General features: G+C 38.3%; 16 protein-coding genes and 2 tRNA genes. 16 read left to right on the forward strand and 2 right to left on the reverse strand.

Translation table 11 applies throughout. From position 1 onward, the window contains the following. Positions 1 to 13 precede the first annotated feature (13 nt). The 11 genes from clpX to pgsA all read left to right on the forward strand — a co-directional run bounded on the left by clpX (position 14) and on the right by pgsA (position 14,041). Complete coding sequence (gene clpX / locus BZK16_RS05360) at positions 14 to 1,303, forward strand: ATP-dependent Clp protease ATP-binding subunit ClpX (RefSeq protein ID WP_077927871.1); 1,290 nt, start codon at positions 14 to 16, stop codon at positions 1,301 to 1,303. A 2-nt stretch (positions 1,304 to 1,305) separates the two neighbouring features. Continuing rightward, the gene (gene rnt, locus BZK16_RS05365) at positions 1,306 to 1,950 is read left to right on the forward strand and encodes a ribonuclease T (RefSeq protein ID WP_077927872.1); all 645 of its coding nucleotides are present in this window, start codon (positions 1,306 to 1,308) and stop codon (positions 1,948 to 1,950) included. A gap of 11 nt (positions 1,951 to 1,961) precedes the next feature. Next, positions 1,962 to 3,524 (forward strand): glutamate--cysteine ligase, encoded by a 1,563-nt coding sequence (gene gshA, locus BZK16_RS05370; protein ID WP_077927873.1) that lies wholly within the window; start codon positions 1,962 to 1,964, stop codon positions 3,522 to 3,524. 10 nt (positions 3,525 to 3,534) lie between these two features. Beyond that, entirely contained in the window at positions 3,535 to 4,527 is a 993-nt protein-coding gene (locus BZK16_RS05375) for a TerC family protein (RefSeq protein WP_077927874.1), read from the forward strand. A 71-nt stretch (positions 4,528 to 4,598) separates the two neighbouring features. Further along, complete coding sequence (locus tag BZK16_RS05380; RefSeq protein ID WP_077927875.1) at positions 4,599 to 5,906, forward strand: NCS2 family permease; 1,308 nt, start codon at positions 4,599 to 4,601, stop codon at positions 5,904 to 5,906. Between the two features lie 146 nt (positions 5,907 to 6,052). Then, positions 6,053 to 7,075, forward strand: a complete 1,023-nt coding sequence (locus tag BZK16_RS05385) for an efflux RND transporter periplasmic adaptor subunit (protein ID WP_077927876.1) — start codon at positions 6,053 to 6,055, stop codon at positions 7,073 to 7,075. Between the two features lie 15 nt (positions 7,076 to 7,090). Then, entirely contained in the window at positions 7,091 to 10,159 is a 3,069-nt protein-coding gene (locus tag BZK16_RS05390) for an efflux RND transporter permease subunit (RefSeq protein ID WP_077927877.1), read from the forward strand. Between the two features lie 147 nt (positions 10,160 to 10,306). Beyond that, positions 10,307 to 11,956 (forward strand): glutamine--tRNA ligase/YqeY domain fusion protein, encoded by a 1,650-nt coding sequence (locus BZK16_RS05395; RefSeq protein ID WP_077927878.1) that lies wholly within the window; start codon positions 10,307 to 10,309, stop codon positions 11,954 to 11,956. A gap of 3 nt (positions 11,957 to 11,959) precedes the next feature. Continuing rightward, the gene (locus tag BZK16_RS05400) at positions 11,960 to 12,688 is read left to right on the forward strand and encodes an ABC transporter permease (protein WP_077927879.1); all 729 of its coding nucleotides are present in this window, start codon (positions 11,960 to 11,962) and stop codon (positions 12,686 to 12,688) included. Next, positions 12,681 to 13,379 carry an ABC transporter permease gene (locus BZK16_RS05405; RefSeq protein WP_077927880.1) on the forward strand — a complete coding sequence of 233 codons (699 nt, stop codon included), beginning with the start codon at positions 12,681 to 12,683 and terminating at the stop codon, positions 13,377 to 13,379. Before BZK16_RS05400 ends, BZK16_RS05405 begins: the two co-directional genes overlap by 8 nt. A 71-nt stretch (positions 13,380 to 13,450) precedes the next feature. After that, positions 13,451 to 14,041 carry a CDP-diacylglycerol--glycerol-3-phosphate 3-phosphatidyltransferase gene (pgsA, locus tag BZK16_RS05410; RefSeq protein WP_077927881.1) on the forward strand — a complete coding sequence of 197 codons (591 nt, stop codon included), beginning with the start codon at positions 13,451 to 13,453 and terminating at the stop codon, positions 14,039 to 14,041. Here pgsA and BZK16_RS05415 read toward each other — a convergent pair whose 3' ends face one another. Together BZK16_RS05415 and BZK16_RS05420 are read right to left on the reverse strand one after the other, a co-directional pair. Then, positions 14,042 to 15,553, reverse strand: coding sequence for a cysteine desulfurase family protein (locus tag BZK16_RS05415; RefSeq protein ID WP_077927882.1), 1,512 nt, complete (start codon positions 15,551 to 15,553; stop codon positions 14,042 to 14,044). Between the two features lie 2 nt (positions 15,554 to 15,555). Then, positions 15,556 to 16,311, reverse strand: coding sequence for a HesA/MoeB/ThiF family protein (locus BZK16_RS05420; protein ID WP_077927950.1), 756 nt, complete (start codon positions 16,309 to 16,311; stop codon positions 15,556 to 15,558). 226 nt (positions 16,312 to 16,537) lie between these two features. On the opposite strand from BZK16_RS05420, the gene ttcA reads away from it, so the two are divergent. The 5 genes from ttcA to BZK16_RS05445 all read left to right on the forward strand — a co-directional run bounded on the left by ttcA (position 16,538) and on the right by BZK16_RS05445 (position 19,443). After that, positions 16,538 to 17,368, forward strand: coding sequence for a tRNA 2-thiocytidine(32) synthetase TtcA (ttcA, locus tag BZK16_RS05425; protein WP_077927883.1), 831 nt, complete (start codon positions 16,538 to 16,540; stop codon positions 17,366 to 17,368). A 43-nt stretch (positions 17,369 to 17,411) separates the two neighbouring features. Continuing rightward, on the forward strand, positions 17,412 to 18,377 hold the full coding sequence (locus tag BZK16_RS05430) for an NAD(P)H-quinone oxidoreductase (protein WP_077927884.1): 966 nt from the start codon (positions 17,412 to 17,414) through the stop codon (positions 18,375 to 18,377). A gap of 72 nt (positions 18,378 to 18,449) precedes the next feature. Then, a tRNA-Val gene (locus tag BZK16_RS05435) sits at positions 18,450 to 18,526 on the forward strand. A 7-nt stretch (positions 18,527 to 18,533) separates the two neighbouring features. After that, a tRNA-Ile gene (locus tag BZK16_RS05440) sits at positions 18,534 to 18,610 on the forward strand. A gap of 149 nt (positions 18,611 to 18,759) precedes the next feature. Continuing rightward, on the forward strand, positions 18,760 to 19,443 hold the full coding sequence (locus BZK16_RS05445; protein WP_077927885.1) for a TIGR04211 family SH3 domain-containing protein: 684 nt from the start codon (positions 18,760 to 18,762) through the stop codon (positions 19,441 to 19,443). Positions 19,444 to 19,466 lie beyond the last annotated feature (23 nt).

The following is a 19,466-nucleotide window of genomic DNA, read 5'->3' on the forward strand; positions in this document are numbered from 1 at the left end:
TAAAGAAAAAATTATGACAGACTCTCCGAAGAAAAAAGGAAAAGTATTGCGTTGCTCATTTTGTGACAAATCACAAGATGAAGTATTGAAACTCATTGCAGGCCCAAGCGTTTACATCTGTAATGAATGTATTCATTTATGTGGCGAACTCATCACTGAAGAGTTTGCAGAAGAGTATCAAAAGAAACCTCTACCGAAACCAAAAGAGCTTTATGAAGCACTGAACGAATATGTGATCGGCCAAGATTTGGCTAAGAAAACATTGAGCGTTGCGGTTTATAATCACTATAAGCGCTTAGAATCTAAGACTGTTCGCAGTGATGTTGAATTAACAAAAAGTAACATCTTGTTAATCGGCCCAACTGGTTCAGGTAAAACATTATTGGCAGAAACATTAGCGAAAATGTTAAATGTACCGTTTGCAATTGCAGATGCGACAACATTAACAGAAGCTGGTTACGTGGGTGAAGATGTTGAAAACATCGTTCAGCGTTTATTGCAAAATGCTGACTTTGATGTAGAACGTGCACAAACGGGTATTATCTATATCGATGAAATCGACAAGATCACGCGCCGTAGTGACAATCCTTCAATCACACGTGATGTTTCTGGTGAAGGCGTTCAACAAGCATTGTTAAAAATTATTGAAGGCACAGTTGCGGCTGTTTCACCACAAGGTGGACGCAAGCATCCTAATGCTGAATTGATCAATGTGGATACTCGCAACATTCTATTTATTTGTGGTGGTGCATTCTCTGGTTTAGAAAAAATCATCAGCATGCGTCAAAACAAAGGCGGTATTGGCTTTACTGCTGCATTGAAAGAATCTGAAGAGAAACGCAATTTATCTGAATTGTTTGCGCAAGTGGAAGCAGAAGATTTAACTAAATATGGTTTGATCCCTGAGTTCATTGGTCGTTTACCTGTGATTGCAACATTGGAAGAGTTAGATGAAGCTGCGTTGATTAACATCTTAACGCAACCTAAAAATGCAATCATTAAGCAATTCGAATACTTATTCGAAACTGATGATGTTGAATTAAGCGTGACAGAAGAAGGCTTGAAAGCCATCGCTGAATTAGCAATTCAACGCAAATTGGGTGCACGTGGATTACGTAGCATCATTGAATCTACTTTACTAGATACAATGTTTGAAATTCCATCAAAAGCAAATGTGGCAAAAGTGATCATTGATCGCCCTCAAATTGCCGATAAAGTTGCACCACTGATTGAGTACAAAACAGAAGAATCATCCGCATCAACAACTAAGCGTACAACCAAACGCACAAAGGCCGCACAATAGTCATGAGTGATCAATTAACGAATCCCCCTTTAATGTCTCTTAGATTTAGGGGCTTCTTACCTGTTGTGATTGACGTTGAGACAGGTGGTTTGAATCCAAAGAAAGATGCGCTTTTAGAAATTGCCGCGGTATTTTTGGATATTGACAAAGATGGCATGATGAAAACTACTCATCATGTCGCTGCAAATATTGAGCCGGCGCCAAATTTGGGTATCAATCCTGAATCTATGAAGATTAATGGCATCAAGTTGGATAATCCTTTCCGCATGGCGATTTCTGAAAAAGAAGCAATGGTGAAAGTATTCAATGCTGTGCGCGAAGAAGTAAGAAAACAAGGCTGTACTCGTGCAATTTTAATTGGACACAATGCTCACTTTGATTTAGCTTTCTTAAATGCAGCGATTGAAAGATGTGACATTAAGCGCTCACCTTTCCATCCATTTTCTGTATTAGATACTGTAAGTTTAAGCGCATTAGCATACGGTCAAACCGTTTTAGCTAAATCAGCGATTGCTGCAGGCATGAAATGGGATGCAGATGGTGCTCACTCAGCATTGTATGATACGCAACAAACCGCAGAACTATTTTGTAAAATCATGAACATGTGGCAAACACATGTGGGTTTTGATCTACAGCCAGTTCTTTAAAAGGATTGATTATGTTTAAACAGTTGATGAATTCAGTCAAGTCTAATCTTGAAGCTTTGGGCGATGATGCTCGATTAATCCAAGATGTTTCTATGGGATTAGAAAGAGAAGGATTACGCGTTGATCAGCAAGGCAAACTAAGCCAAGCTCCGCACCCTATCGCATTAGGCTCAGCGTTAACCAATGCAAATATCACTACAGACTTTGCAGAGAACTTGCTTGAATTTGTCACCAATGTTTATCATTCGCCTGAAGATCTATATCAAGCTTTAGATGAAATCCAAGCTTTTACAGCAGAAAACTTGGGTGATGAGTTGGTTTGGCCAGATTCCATGCCGCCATTAATTGATAATGTAGATGAAATTCCGATTGCGCAATATGGCTCATCCAATGCTGCGAAAATGAAAACCTTATATCGCACAGGCTTGTCACATCGCTACGGTAAGATGATGCAATCCATCGCGGGCATTCACTTCAACTTTTCATTGAGTGATGAATTCTTTGTCGCATTACAAAAAGCAACAAAGAATGAACAATCTTTAACGGATTTCAAATCTGACCGTTACTTGCATTTAATGCGCTCAGTATCACGCTTTGGTTTTTTAGTACCTTATTTCTTTGGTGCATCACCATTGATGCCGAAGAGTTTCTTATCTGGTAACAATAATGATCGCTTTGAGAAGTTTGATGATGAAACTGTGTACATCAAAGAGAGCACTTCCCTACGTTTATCTGACATTGGCTACAGTAATAATAAATGCAAATTCACAGTATCTTTCAATTCATTGAAAGATTATGTTGCAGACATTGAGCATGCGATTTTAACGCCATGCGATAAAGTTTCACACATCCCTATCAAAAAAGATGGTGAATATCAGCAAATCAACAATCATATTCTACAAATCGAAAATGAATATTACGCAAGCATTCGCCCAAAACAAGTTTTAAAATCAGGTGAAACATTGCTTGCTGCATTAAAAGATCGTGGCATTGGCTATGTGGAATTACGCTCTGTTGATATCATGCCGACCATTTCTACAGGAATTTCTGTCGAAACAATTAGATTCTTACAAGCTTTCATGACGACATGTTTATTAACGAATGCTGATCCGTTATGCAATATGGAATATGAGCAAAACCAAAGAAACCTTGCCTTAATTGCTGCAAAAGGCAGAACAAAAGACTTAAGCTTAAATGTTCAATATCAAGAACAACCGCTTCAAGAGCTACTGCAATCACTATTAGAATGGATCAAACCTGTCGCAGAAATTCTCGGCCCAGAATATAGCGCAACAATTGCGCCATTAAGTGCAATGATTACTGATAGTAATTTAACGCCATCTGCTAAAATATTAAATGAGCTCGCAAGCTCATCTATTCAGTATAATGACTACTGTATTGAGAAAGCAACGCAATACAAAAATCACTATTTAACTGAAGAAGTTTTATCAGATGAAAAACGTGAAGCATTCAAAATGCTAGCTCACAAAAGTGTTGAACGTCAAAAAGCATTAGAGGCAGAACCTCAAGCTGATTTTGACGAATATTTGTCGAACTATTTTAAGTCCATCTAGGAAATTGTAAATGACACCCCTTCCTCCTATCGGTTCTCCGTTTTTATATACTGTTTTTACCATTGCTGTATTGATCATGATCGCAGTAGATATGCTTGCCCTGAAACAAACGGGTGATCATAAAGTCAGCGTCAAAGAAGCATTGATGTGGACAATTGTTTGGGTAACTGTTGCACTATTATTCAACGTTTGGCTGTATTGGTATTTAGCCCACGGCGAATTCCCTGATTTAAATTTGACAGCTGAAGCACAACAAGCAATGGCTGTTGAAGCATCTATGGATTACTTAACGGGCTATGTCCTTGAAAAATCCTTATCCATTGATAATATTTTCGTATTTTTATTGATCTTTAGCTTCTTTAAGATCCCAGCTAAATTCCAACGCCGCGTATTGGTTTACGGAATCTTCGCTGCAATCGCATTGCGCGTGATTATGGTACTAATTGGCGCATCATTGATCTCTCAATTTGAGTGGATTTTGTATGTATTTGGTGCATTCTTAGTTTATACAGGTTTCACGATGTTTAAGAAATCTGATGAGGAAGAAGATTTAAACCAAAAATGGTTCATTCGCATGATCAAAAAGCGTATGAAATTCACAGATAGATTGGATGCAGAACATTTCTTCACGAAAGAAAATGGCGTACGTTACGGAACTCCATTATTGTTAACGCTAATTGTTATCACAATTTCAGACATCATTTTCGCTGTTGACTCTGTGCCTGCAATCTTCGCAATCACTAAAGATCCTTTCATCGTTATGACTTCCAACGTATTTGCAATCTTAGGCTTACGTGCGATGTACTTCTTATTGGCAGATATGGCAGATCGTTTCGCATTCTTACAGTATGGATTGGCAACAATTTTAGTATTCATTGGTTGTAAAATGTTACTGCTCGCTTTTGACTTCCACATTCCAACGTCGATTTCATTATCCGTTGTATTGGTTGTATTAGTTGGATCAGTATTAATATCCCTGAAATCCAAACCTAAAACAGAATAAACATAAGCCTCACTACAAATGTAGCTGAGGCTTTTTAAATTTAATCTTTATTACTTCTAGGAGTTTTTCTAATGTTAGAGCGATTATTTAAACTGAAAGAACATAAAACCAATGTTCAGACAGAAGCCATTGGCGGGATGACAACATTCCTAGCGATGTCTTACATCATCTTTGTTAACCCAATCATCTTATCAAGCACAGGCATGGATAAAGGCTCAGTATTTGTTGCGACATGTATCGCAGCAGCACTCGGTACTTTCATCATGGCTTTCTTAGCAAACTACCCAATCGCTGTAGCACCTGGCATGGGCTTGAATGCATTCTTCGCTTTCACAATCGTTGCAACAATGGGCTTCACTTGGCAGCAAGCTTTAGGTGGCGTATTTGTTTCAGGTATCATCTTCCTGATTCTAACAGCAACAGGGCTAAGAACCTGGATCATAGAAGGGATTCCCAAATCCTTACGTTCATCAATCGCCGCAGGTATTGGTCTATTCTTAGCATTCATCGGCTTACAAACTTCAGGTTTAGTTGTAGATAATCCTGCAACTTTAGTGCAATTAGGCTCATTAGCAAATGCTTCAACATTGTTCTGCGTATTAGGCTTCTTAATCATTGCTGTATTGGATGCATTGAAAGTAAAAGGTGCAATTTTAATTGGGATCTTAGCAGTTTCCGTATTAAGCATCTTAACTGGCAATACAGAGTTCACTGGCGTTGTTTCTATGCCACCATCAATCGCACCTACATTCTTCCAAATTGATTTCAGCAAAGTATTGGAAGCTGGCTTTTTACAAATCATCTTAACATTAGTATTGGTTGAATTATTTGACGCAACGGGCGTATTAATCGGTGTAGCAAAACGCGCTCACATCTTAGATGACACATCACCACAAAACAAAAAACGCTTTGCACGTGCATTGTTTGCAGATAGTACATCAATCTTAGCAGGTAGTATGTTGGGTACAAGCTCAGTAACTGCTTATGTTGAAAGCGCATCAGGCGTACAAGCTGGTGGCCGCACAGGTTTAACAAGTGCAACAGTTGGCTTATTATTCTTAGCTGCATTGTTCTTCTCACCATTGTTAACAGCTGTACCTGCTTATGCAACAGCACCAGCATTGATCTACTTAGCGTGTATCATGTTACGTGAATTAACAGAAGTTGAATGGGATGATTTAACAAATGCAATCCCAGCTGCATTAATGGCATTCACAATGGCATTTACTTATTCAATCGCTAATGGCTTTGCTTTCGCATTCATCAGCTATGTTGTATTGAAAGTATTTACAGGCAAATTTAAAGATGTTCACCCTGCAACTTACATCATCGCAATCTTATTCTTGGTAAAATTCATTTTATCGAACATGGGTCATTAATCTAAATTTATAGGTTAATATCTCAATCCCGCCAAAACTGGCGGGATTTTTTTGTATCCTTTACAAAATTCTGACAAATACATGAAGCTTTTTTCAACTGATCCTTTACAATATCGAGACTTAATCGTGTATTCATGGATTGGACAATGAACAACTACAAAATTCCCTTGCTTTTCACATTATTAATATCCCTTTCTTTATCATCGATCGCTTACAGTAAAAGCATCAGCGTAGAAGTTGCGGATACACAAGAAACATCTAAGCAAGAATATATCCATGCTGTTGGTACGTTATTACCATTTGAACGTGTGATTTTACGCCCTGAATTATCGGGGAAAATTACCTCTGTTAATTTTGAAGAAGGCTCTTTAGTAGAACAAGGCCAAGCACTCATTAAATTTGATGATCGCTTAGTGAATGCCAAATTAAAAAATGCCCAAGCCAATTTAAGTAATGCAGAACAAAATGTTAAGCGTTTAGAAGCTTCTCGTGGCAGTGCAACTGCACAACAAATTGATGCTGCAAGAACAGCAAAATTACAAGCAGAAGCTGAATTGGAAATGGCACAAATCGAAGTAGACCACACAACTTTAACAGCACCATTTAAAGGGAAAATGGGGTTAATCAACCAATATGCTGGCAGCTATATTCAAACAGGTAGCGACTTAACCACCATTGTTAATACAGAAAAATTAAAACTAGAATTTAACTTACCTGAAAGATTGGCGCACACCGTTGAATTGGAACAACCTTTACAATTTTCTGTCGATAACTTCCCTAAAAAGAAATTTACAGCAGAAATCTATGCATTAAGCCCTGAAATTGAGCAAGAAGGTCGCTCTTTAATCGTGCGTGCCATTTACGACAATCAAGATCAAAGCTTATTACCAGGGATGTTTGCGAGAATTTCATTAGAAATCCCATTGGGTTACAACGTTATCATTGTGCCTGAAGAAGCAATTTTCTCTGCGGAAGGTAAACAGTATGTTTATCGTGTTGTGAAAGAAAATGATCAATACATCGCAAAATTAACAGAAGTCATTTTAGGTGAGCGCTCAAGCTATGCTGTTGAAGTGATTCATGGCTTAAAAAATGGCGATCAAGTGGTTAAAGTTGGCCAAGCTCGTATTCATGATGGATCTGCGATCAATCCTGTAGAACCTAAATAATCTTGGAGAGTCACTATGAAAATTTCTGATATCTCCATCAAACGCCCCGTATTTGCGATTGTACTCAATATTTTAATCATTCTACTTGGTGTTGTGGGTTTAACACGAATGAGCATTCGTGAATATCCTAACATTGATTTGCCTGTCATCAGTATTCGCACAACTTATAGCGGTGCAAGCCCTGAAATCATAGAAACACAAGTTACAAAAGCCATTGAAGATGCTGTAACAAGTATTGATGGCATTGATTTTATGACATCAATGTCACGCCGTGGCATGTCATTTGTGAATATTTCATTCCAACCCAGTAAGAATATCGAAGAAGCAGCCAACGACGTGCGTGATCGCGTTGCACGTGCCAAATATTTATTACCTGATGATGTAGATGAGCCCATCATTAACAAAAGTGACTCAGATGCTGATCCTGTAATGATTTTAACGCTCACAAGCGATAAATTATCCTCCATTGAACTCACCAAAATCGTTGAAAATAACATCAAGCCACAAGTTGAATTATTGGAAGGAGTTTCTAATCTAGAAATTTGGGGTGGCCGAGATCCTGTAATGCGCGTATGGCTCGATCCTGAAAAAATGTCTGCTTTTGACATCGCCATTACTGATATTGAAGCAGCGCTTCGTGCGCAGAATGTCGAAATTCCTGCCGGTAGCATTAAAAGTAATGCACGTGAATTGGATATCGTTGCACAAACAGATTTAAACACAGTAGATGAATTCAATAATATTATTGTCAAAACCACGAATCAGTCGAATGGCAGTGGCGTTGGCAATCAACACATTGTGCGTTTAGGTGATTTAGCTAGTGTAGAATTAGGCGGTGTTGAAGAAACTTCTCGCCCGCGCATGAATGGCAAACGTGGCGTTGGTATTGCAATCATTAAGCAATCTGTAGCCAACCCATTAACAATCTCTTCAGCCATTCGTGAAGTATTGCCAACCCTGCAAGAAAGCTTGCCTGATGAAGTTAATTTAGAAATCAGCTCTGATAACTCAATCTTCATCAATAAATCACTACAATCTGTATATTCCACAATCATTGAAGCACTGATTTTTGTTGGTATCATCATATTCTTTTTCTTACGTGATTGGCGCGCGACGATTGTGCCGATGGTTACAGTACCAATTGCATTAGTGGGCACACTCTTTGCAATGTATTTATTGGGTTATTCCATCAATACATTGACAATGCTCGCCTTTGTACTCGCAATCGGCTTAGTAGTTGATGATGCCATTGTTATGCTGGAAAATATTCATAGACACATCGAAGCTGGCTTATCGCCCATCAAAGCTGCATTTGTGGGTTCCAAAGAAATTGGATTGGCAATTATTGCAATGACCATCACATTGGCCGCTGTATTCTTACCTTTGACTTTTACAGAAGGCCGCATCGGCAAGTTATTCATTGAATTTGCTGTAACGCTATCCATTGCTGTGATCATTTCAGGCTTCACTGCCCTAACATTATCACCGATGATGTGCTCTCGCTTATTAAAAGCAGATCATGAAAAAGGTAAGTTATTTAATGCCATTGAAAATATGTTTGTCGCTTTCACCAATGGCTATACCAAAATATTACGTTGGGTTTTACCTAAATCATTACTTGTGATCATTGGAATGATCATCACTTTGGGTGCGAGCTATTTTATCTACATGCAATTACCACAAATGTTGTCACCAACAGAAGATCGTGGCTTTATTCGTGTTTCAGCCATTACACCAGAAGGTGCAACGGTTGATTTTACAGATCGCTACTTTACTGAAATTGAAGATCTATTACTGACTGAATTACCTAAAGCCACTGTATTTGTTGTATCAGGCGTAGCTTCTGGCGGTATTGGCAATATTACATTGGAAGATTGGGATTTGCGTAGTGAATCACAAATGTCCATAGTGCAACGATTGAATCAACAATTTAAAGACATAGCTCTTGGGCTTCGTGTATTCGCAAGTAACCCACAATCACTAGGCCAAGATAGTCGCTCAAAAGAAGTGGAAGTTGTGATTCGTTCCACTGCATCATTTGAAGAGCTAGATCAATATGTTACACAAATTATGCAAACACTGAATAATGATCCAAGATTAGTTACCCCTGATAACAATCTTCGTTTAAACACACCTCAATTAGAAGTGGATGTGGATCGTGAAAAACTAGCGTTATTGGGCATCGATGTAAATGCTGTTGGCCGAGCATTAGAAACAGCTTTGGGCGGGCGAAATATTACACGATTCAAGGAGGGCTCTGAGCAATATGATGTTTTAGTACAAGTGGAGCCAACTAATCGTAACGAACCTAGAAACCTAAAAAATATCTATGTGCGTTCTAATAAGAATCAAATGATTCCTTTGTCCAACTTTGTCACAATTCGTGAAACTGTTGCGCCACAATATTTGAATCACTTCAACAAATTACGCTCCGTAACTATTTCTGCCAACTTAGCAGAAGGCATTTCACAAGGTGATGGTATCAATATTGTAGAAAATGCTATCCGTGATGTAATGCCAGATACAATGTTAGATTACACAGGTGGCGCTCGCGAATTTAAAAGTACAGGCAATGCCATGGTTGCAATCTTTTTATTGGCACTTATGTTCATTTACTTAGTGATGGCAGCACAATTTGAATCATGGATTGATCCATTCATTATTTTATTGTCAGTACCATTAGCAGCTTTAGGTGCCCTACTTGCTCTATATTTAACTGGCAACAGCATGAATATTTATAGCCAAATAGGATTGGTAACATTGGTTGGTTTAATCACCAAACACGGCATTTTATTGGTTGAATTTGCGAATCAGTTACAGGATGCGGGCAAGGATAAATTAACTGCCATCATTGAATCTGCAAGCTTACGCTTACGTCCAATTTTAATGACAACAGGCGCTATGGTTTTAGGTTCTATTCCATTAGCTTTAGCAACTGGTGCGGGTGCTGAATCCCGTTCAACCATTGGCTGGGTAATTGTTGGTGGCTTATGTTTAGGCACATTACTCACAGTATTCATCGTGCCTTCAATGTATCTATTACTGAGCCGACATAAAAAGCTCATCAACTTTGATCATGAGTAAATAGCATTATCTTTGTTGTACAAAATAGCCTCAAAACTGAGGCTATTTTTATGCTTAACGCTTTCTTGATCTTAATCTCGTAAATAGAAACCAAACATGCTAGAATTCCACAGTTTATCGATAAGTTTTATCTACTAAAGGGAACTCATGTCAGAAGAAGTGATTCGTACCAACTTTATCCGTCAAATTATTGACAACGATTTAAGTACTGGTAAGTATAAGAGCCCATCTGAAGTCCATACTCGTTTTCCACCAGAACCGAATGGCTACCTTCACATTGGGCATGCAAAATCAATTTGTTTAAACTTTGGCATCGCTCAAGATTACCAGGGTAAATGTAACTTGCGTTTTGACGATACGAATCCGTGTAAAGAAGAACAAGAATTTGTTTCTGCCATTAAAGCTGACGTTGAATGGTTAGGCTTTGAATGGAACGCGGAATGCTACGCTTCTGACTACTTCCAGCGTTTTTATAATGCCGCGATTTTATTGATTAAAAAAGGCTTAGCATACGTAGATGATTCCTCTGCTGAAGAATTGCGTGCGATGCGTGGCACATTGACAGAACCAGGTCAAAATTCACCTTTCCGTGAGCGCTCTATTGAAGAAAACTTAGATCTATTGGAACGCATGAAAAAAGGCGAATTTCCTGATGGCTCTAAAATCTTACGCGCCAAAATTGATATGGCTTCACCGAATATGAATTTGCGTGATCCTGCTTTATATCGTATTCGTCACGTTGAACATCATCAAACAGGCACAGATTGGTGTATTTATCCGATGTATGACTTTGCACATGCATTAGGCGATGCTTTCGAAGGCATTACGCACTCAATTTGTACATTAGAATTTGAAGATCACCGCCCATTATATGATTGGTGCATTGATAATTGCGAAATCGAAAAGAAACCTCATCAATATGAATTCTCTCGCTTGAGCTTGCAATACGCAATCACATCTAAGCGCAAATTAACGCAATTAGTAACTTCAGGCACAGTCAATGGCTGGGATGATCCACGTATGCCAACTATTTCAGGTTTACGTCGTCGTGGCTGCCCACCTGAAGCACTGCATTTATTCTGTGAGCGCATTGGTGTAACAAAATCTGAAAACTCCATCGAAATGGAACAATTAGAACAATGTATGCGTGACATTTTGGATGATAAAGCAGAACGTCGCATGGCAGTTTTAGATCCAATTTTAGTGACATTGACAAATTTTGATGAACACTTAGATTTAGAATTGGCAAATCATCCTAAAAATGAAGTTTTAGGCAAGCGCATTACGCCATTCTCTCAAATTTTATACATTGATGAAGCTGACTTTGTATTATCCACTGAAGATAAAAAATTCAAACGTTTAATTTTAGGTGATTATGTTCGTTTGCGTGGAGCTTACATCATCAAAGCAACAGATTACAAAGCTGATGCTGATGGCAACATCACAGAAGTGATTGCTGAAATCGTTCCAGATACTTTAGGTAAAAATGCCGAAGGTATTAAAGCTCGCGGTGTTATTCATTGGGTTTCTGCAAAAGATGCAGTGGATGCACAAGTGAACTGCTATGAAAGATTGTTCACAGTGCCTCATCCTGATCGTGAAGAAGGTGAAATTTTTGATTATGTGAATCCAGATTCATTGATCATCAAAAATGCAAAAGTTGAACCTGCATTGCAAGATGCGCCAGCAGAAGTTGCATATCAATTTGAACGTGAAGGCTATTTTGCACGTGACAGTAAAGAAGATTCATTGGTTTTCAATCGAGTCGTAACATTAAAAGACAGCTTCGGAAAATAACCAATGTCATTTTTTAACGCAGTAACAGAGCAATTCCAATTGGTATTGCTCTATAAACAGATCTTGTGGGAAGGTTTCCTTCTCACAATCGAATTGGGAGTTTTCTCCTTAGTCGTAGCAGTAATTTTGGGAATTTTGGCAGCATTAGGATCTTTCAGTCAATCCCGCTTTATTCGTGGCACAGTCGCTGCATACACAACCATTATCCGTGGCATCCCTGATATTGTTTTAATCTTCTTGTTCTACTTTGGCATGCAGACATTATTAAACAAGATCACAGAGTCCATGGGCGTTAGCCAAATCAACATCAGCCCTTTTGTTGCAGGTGTTGCAACTATTGGCTTCATGTTTGGTGCATTCATGGCAGAAAGTTTCCGCGGTGCATTATTATCAGTACCAAAAGGGCAACGTGAATCAGCATTAGCATTAGGCATGTCCCCTGCTCGTGTTTCATTCAAAATTGTGATCCCCCAAGCAGTGCGCTTTGCATTACCAGGTTTAAATAACAACTGGTTAGTATTATTAAAGGCAACAGCACTAATCTCATTGATTGGCTTACCTGACTTTGTATCCATCGCTTTAAAAGGTGGGCAATCTGTTAGAGCGCCATTTACCTTCTTAATCACAGTTGCTATTGGCTACTTAGTCTTAACCTCTGTATCCATTGTTGTTGTTAAATGGTTAGAAAAACGCTTCTCCAAAGGTGTTTCAACGGGAGCGTACTATGAATAGTTTATTTGCAGAGTATGCACCACTCTTCGCTAATGGCGTTTGGGTAACATTACAGTTAACATTCATCTCATCATTCATTGGTTTAGTTTTTGCACTGCCTTTAGCTTTTGCTGCACTCTCTAGAAATCCTTTAATTTCTACGCCTGTTGCATCTTTTAGCTATTTCTTCAGAGGCACACCATTACTGATTCAAATCTATCTTTTGTATTATGGATTGGGGCAATTTTCAGCAGAACTTCGCCAAATTCCATGGCTATGGAACATTGTTAAGCAACCTTATTGGTGCGCAATCATCGCATTCAGTATGAATACATGTGCTTATACCATTGAAATATTCAAAGGCTCATTCAAAAATACTCCAAAAGGTGAAATTGAAGCAGCAATCGCAATGGGCATGAGCAAATGGCAAATTTTCTATCGCGTGATTTTCCCATCCGGTTTTAGACGTGCATTACCTGCATACAGTAATGAAGTGATCTTTATGTTGCATGGTACAGCTCAAGTATTTGTGATTGCTTTGACGAATTTAGATATTTTGGGGGTAGCTAATCGAATGAAAAATGTGACATTTTTACAATTCACACCTTATTTGATCGCAGCATGTTTATATTTAGCCATCACATTCTTGTTAATCTTTATTTTCAAAAAGTGTGAAAAGCGCTGGTTATCTTACCTTCAGCCAACTAATTAAAGGCAATGTCGCTTTGACTTCCTGTCAAAAATGACGATAATGGTACGTGCACAAACTAAGGACTACAGGCAATGATGAATCTTCCAAATTTACTGACTTTATTTCGAATCTTCATTATTCCTGTATTCGTACTGGTTGCCTTATTGGATATGAAATCCACCTTCTTTGGCATGCCATTGCAAAACTTCTTAATGTGGTTGTTGTTCGCTTTAGCAGGTGTGACTGATTACTTCGATGGTTACTTAGCAAGAAAGCTCAATGTGATGTCTCCATTTGGCGCATTCTTGGATCCAGTTGCAGATAAACTCATTGTGGCTGTTGCCTTGATCATCATCGCTGTAGATAACCCACAATCCCTCATCATAGTTCTTAGCACCATCATCATTATTTGCCGTGAGATCACAATTTCTGCATTGCGTGAATGGATGGCATCTTTAGGGCGCAGAAACTCTGTTGCTGTTTCTTGGATTGGTAAATGGAAAACAACCTTCCAAATGGGTGCAATTGGCTGCTTATTATTTAAAGCAGATTTCTTTGGCTTACCAATCTTCTTAATCGGCGAAGTTGGCTTAATCATCGCCGCTGCTTTAACAATCTATTCCATGGTGGACTATCTAGTTCTCGCTTATCAAAGTGAAAAGAACCATCAAAAAGAAGGTTAATTAACCTTCTTTCATTACTGAGCCACAATCTCTAATAAATTTTTCAATGATCATCACTAAACGCAATTCATTTTGTGGTGTTTCCATTGTTTCACATACTTGATTCATTCTAAAATTGACCCAAGTTTCCAATGGTTGCTGGCGAAGTAAATTAGCGGCTTCATTCATAAACCACAAAATATATGGCGAGCCTTGTAATCCTATAGAAAGCTTTGTAACTTGATCTTCTTGCACCAAAGCTTTAATACTAAGCTCGACATCATCACGCTTTAATTCAAAAGCATGACTTTCTTGAAAGTTAAAACGATCCAATAGCTTAAGATTAATATCACCTTTCACATGGATGGCTGGCAATACATTTTCACCACGCTCAGCATGTGCAATTCTCTGCAATTGATCAATGGATTTTACTAGATCATTCACAGCACGTTTAAAGTCATATTCTAATAAATTACGCCCTAAACTGATGCGCACGCTTTCTCTCGCATGTTTATTGCTGTAACCCAATTCTGTTAGTACATGAGATGGCAGTGTTTCATCGCTATTACATGCTGATCCACGCGAAAAACATAAATAAGGCACTGCTGCCATCAAAGTTTCGCCATAGACATCTGGCACATGGATATTAATGATTGCTGGCATCAATTGATTTTCTTTGCCATTTCTAGTCACACCTAAAGGCGATAATGCCTTCATCAAATACTCTAAGCGTTGTTCATTCTGAGTTTGCTCTTTGCCATAATGAGATGATAATAATTTAACTGCACGCGCTAAACCCATGATTTGATGGTTTGCCAATGTCCCCACATGATTGCCCAATTCAGTTTTTGCACCATCCAAAACTTGTGCCATTGGAATTTTTGGGAAATCACGTTTATACAAAACACCAATGCCTTTTGGACCATAAATTTTATGGGCAGTAAAACTTGCTAAATCTACTAATGACAAGTCAATTTTAAAATGCGGTAGAGCCTGTGTTGCATCCACATGTAATAACACCTTATGTTTGCGTGCTACTTCACTAATTGCAGGAATATCGTAAACATCACCTGTTTCATTATTCACCCACAAACTGGTCATTAAAGCTGTTTCAGGCGTAATCGCTGCTTCAAACATTTCAGCCGTAATCAGCCCATTTTCATTGGGTGCTAAAAATGTCACATCAAAGCCTTCTTGCACTAAAGCTTGTGCCGTATTCAATGTTGCTTTGTGTTCTGTCGTAATGGCAATCAGATGTTTTTTAGCGGTTTGTGCACGCATCACACCCTTCAATGCTAAGTTAATAGATTCTGTCGCACCATTTGTTAATGTTAAACAGCTTTGCTCCACGCCTAGAAACTTAGAGATTGCCTGCAATGATTCTTCCACATAATGATTGGCAGCATAGCCGTACATGTGCTCACTGCTTGCATTTCCCCAAACTGTATTTAAGCCAAGCATCATGTGCTCGACAACTTCATGAGCTGGAGGTGTTGTAGCTGCATAATCTAAGTAAATAATTTTTTGATCCATCGCTACTTCACCTCTTTTTCATGACAAACATTACATCTTGGATTACGTGCAAATTTAAACATCTGCCAATCACCTGTTAATGCGTTATAAACTTTCATTTGATTAACTTTAATCTCTAAACCTAGAATAACTTTCAAAGCTTCTTGTGCTTGCATTGCACCCACAATTTGTAAAACAGGGGAAAAAACTCCCAATAAAGCGCAAGCACCATCATCACTGTGCGCACCCTCAAATAAGCAGTGATAACAGCCACTTTTTTCATCTCTAAAATCATAAATGGCTAATTGCCCTTCAAAGCGTACAGCCGAACCAGAAATAAGCGGGATTTTATAATGATGTGCAACCACATTGATCGCCTGACGAATTGTAAAGTTATCTGTGCAATCCAAAATCATATCCATATTTTTAGCCAAATCTAATAGCAATGCTTCATCCGCTTTTTCAATCACAGCATGAATCGTAACATTAGGATTTAAACTATGAAGATGCTTTTTAAGTATTTCTGCTTTATTCTCGCCAATATCCTGAGTTTCAAAATGAATTTGACGCTGTAGATTAGATAAATCAATGACATCGAAATCAATCAATGTGATTTCACCAACACCTGCCGCCACTAATAATGGCGCAGCTGCATTACCCAAACCGCCACAACCGACGATTAAAATACGAGATTGCTGAATTTTTTCTTGCCCATCCAAATCAATTTCGGACAATAAAATGTGCCGAGAATATCGGAGCAACGCTTCATCATTTAACATTGGCATCACATGAGAATAATTAAACCCCCTATTATATACCCATCAACTTTTAATATTCGTTAAATATTTACCTATAAGCATTCTTGCCTGTGATGATAATGTGGAAACTTGAAAGAGCCACCATGAAATAAACAACATTACTAAGAATTAATATGATGTTTAGAGATCAAAATGATAAAATGCCCGATTCCACAGCTTTCAGTTATTTGTTGTATTTAGGTAGATCATGACACAATCAGTTACTCAGAAAAAATTAGAAAAACGTTTACGCCGTTTAGTTGGCACAGCCATTATGGATTATAAAATGATCGAAGATGGCGATCGCATCATGGTTTGCTTATCAGGCGGAAAAGATTCCTATGCGTTATTGGATCTTTTATTGAAGCTCAAAGAAAAAGCACCTGTCAATTTCGAAGTTTTTGCTGTGAACTTAGATCAAAAGCAACCTGGCTTCCCTGAGCATGTTTTACCTAACTACTTAACAGAATTGGGCGTGCCTTTTGAGATCATCACGCAAGATACTTATTCTGTTGTGAAAGAATTAATCCCAGAAGGTAAAACAACTTGTAGCCTTTGCTCACGTTTGCGCCGCGGTATATTATATAGCTACGCTAAAGAAAAAGGCTTCAATAAGATTGCTTTAGGGCATCATCGTGATGACATCGTGGAAACAATGTTTATGAATATGTTCTTTGGTTCGACATTAAAAGCAATGCCACCAAAATTACAAAGTGATGATGGCGACAATATCGTGATTCGCCCATTGTCATATTGTTCAGAAAAAGATCTAATCAAGTATGCAGAAATGCGTGAATTCCCTATCATTCCATGTAATCTTTGTGGCTCTCAAGATGGATTACAACGCCAAACCACTAAAATGATGCTACAAAAATGGGAAGATAAATATCCTGGCAGAATCGAAAATATTTTCAGATCCATTAAAAATATCAAGCCATCGCAATTGGCTGATACTGAATTGTTTGATTTTGAAAAATTCACAGTAAAATCAGAAACACCAGAAGCTACATCTAAAAGTGATGTCAATTGGTTGGCGTAATTTATGCTATGCTGAATCCTGCAAAATAATCTCAGGAGGAAATATGAAAGCCGTTGTTATTAGTGAATTTGGTGCACCATCTGTTTTAAAAATTGAAGAGCGTGCAATTCCAAATATTGACGATAATGAAGTACTCATTAAAGTTAAAGCAGCTGGCATCAATCGCTTAGATGTTGCGCAGCGTAAAGGCAATTATCCTGTACCAGATGGTGTTGTTGCAGATATTTTAGGTTTAGAGGTTGCAGGCACAATCGAGAAAATTGGTACAAATGTTACAGAATGGAAAGTGGGTGATGATGTATTTGCACTCATTTCTGGTGGTGGCTATGCTGAATATGTTAACGCACCTGCATCAATCTGTATCCGCAAGCCTGAAAACTTATCCTATGTAGAAGCAGCTTCCCTGCCTGAAACGGTTTACACCGTTTGGAGCAATGTCTTTGATCGTTGCCGGTTCCAATCAGGTGAAACATTCATGGTGCATGGTGGCACAAGCGGGATTGGTATCACAGCGATTCAATTAGCCAAATTATTCGGCGCTCAAAAGATCTACACAACCGTTGGCAGTGATGATAAAAAAGCTTTCTGTGAATCTTTAGGTGCAACAGCCATCAATTACGAAACAGATGATTTCGCTGATCATGTCAAAGATGTTGATGTCATTTTAGACATCATTGGTGGTGAATATTTTGGTAAAAATATCAATGCTCTCAATACTGATGGCCGATTGGTTTACATCAATGCAGCCAAAGGCTTTAAAGTTGAATGTAATTTATTAAAGATCATGACTAAACGCTTAACTTTAACTGGTAGCACCTTGCGTTCTCGTGAATTACCTTTCAAAGAAGCATTAACACGAGCATTAAAAGAGAAGTTTTTGCCACTCGTAGAAAATGGCTCGTTTAAACCTGTGATTCATGCAACATTTCCATTATATGAAGCAGATCAAGCTCATGAACTGATGGAGTCAAGCACTCATATTGGCAAAATTATGCTCAAACTCGATTAATTGAGCAATTATCAACTATAAAGCTTGCACCTTTAAAAAGTAATCTATATAATCACACACCTATTTACTCATAGGCATATAGCTCAGTTGGTTAGAGCACCACCTTGACATGGTGGGGGTCGATGGTTCGAGTCCATTTATGCCTACCAGATATTTGGGCCTTTAGCTCAGTTGGTTAGAGCTCTCGACTCATAATCGAGCGGTCGCTGGTTCGAGCCCAGCAAGGCCCACCACTGATTGCTAAGCAAACAGAAAAAAGAGCATTTTTACAATGCTCTTTTTTTATTGCCAAATCCCCGCGCAACTGTAGATTCCCATATGCATTCTCCTGCATTTATGTTTATAATGTTCCTTTCGAAAATAGCATATTTTAAGGAATAGAATGTCTTTTCGCACTCATATCATTACGCTGTTATCACTCACAGTTTTATGCTCCACCGTTTCTGCACAAAATATTAAATATGTCACAGACCAGCTACAAGCACCGATTAGAGCTTCTGGCAGTGACAACAGCCGAATTGTCAAAATGCTGACATCTGGTGAAAAAATTACAATATTGAATGAAAACAAGCAACATTATGAAATTCAATATGGCGACAACAATGCTCGCGGTTGGATTCATAAAAGCTTCGTAATGAATGATCCTGCAGCACGTGAATTTGTTGAAATGGCAAAACAAGAATATGCTCCATTACAAGAAAGCATTGCAACATTGAATACTGAGAATGATGAAAAAGATCAAATCATCACTTCTCTCAAAGAGAATCAAAAGAAGTTAGAACAAGCATTATTGGTTCAAACTAACCGTGTGACACACCTTGAACAAATCAATAAAAATGTCATCGATATTGATAATGACAACCAATTATTGACGCAAGTAAACATGCAACAAGAATTAGAATTAAAACAACTCAAAAGTGAAAACTTCACACTTAAAGAAAATAAAAGAAGTGATGAATGGCTAAAAGGCGCAAGCATCCTTTTTGCAGGCATCGTTTTAGGCACATCCATTTTGCCAAGGCTACTTCGTTATCGTAATCAAAAACGTAACTGGAGCCGATATTAATTCATATCAATAAGGAAATTATT

Origin of the sequence: Wohlfahrtiimonas populi (assembly GCF_002006795.1) — a bacterium.
Lineage (GTDB): Bacteria > Pseudomonadota > Gammaproteobacteria > Cardiobacteriales > Wohlfahrtiimonadaceae > Wohlfahrtiimonas > Wohlfahrtiimonas populi.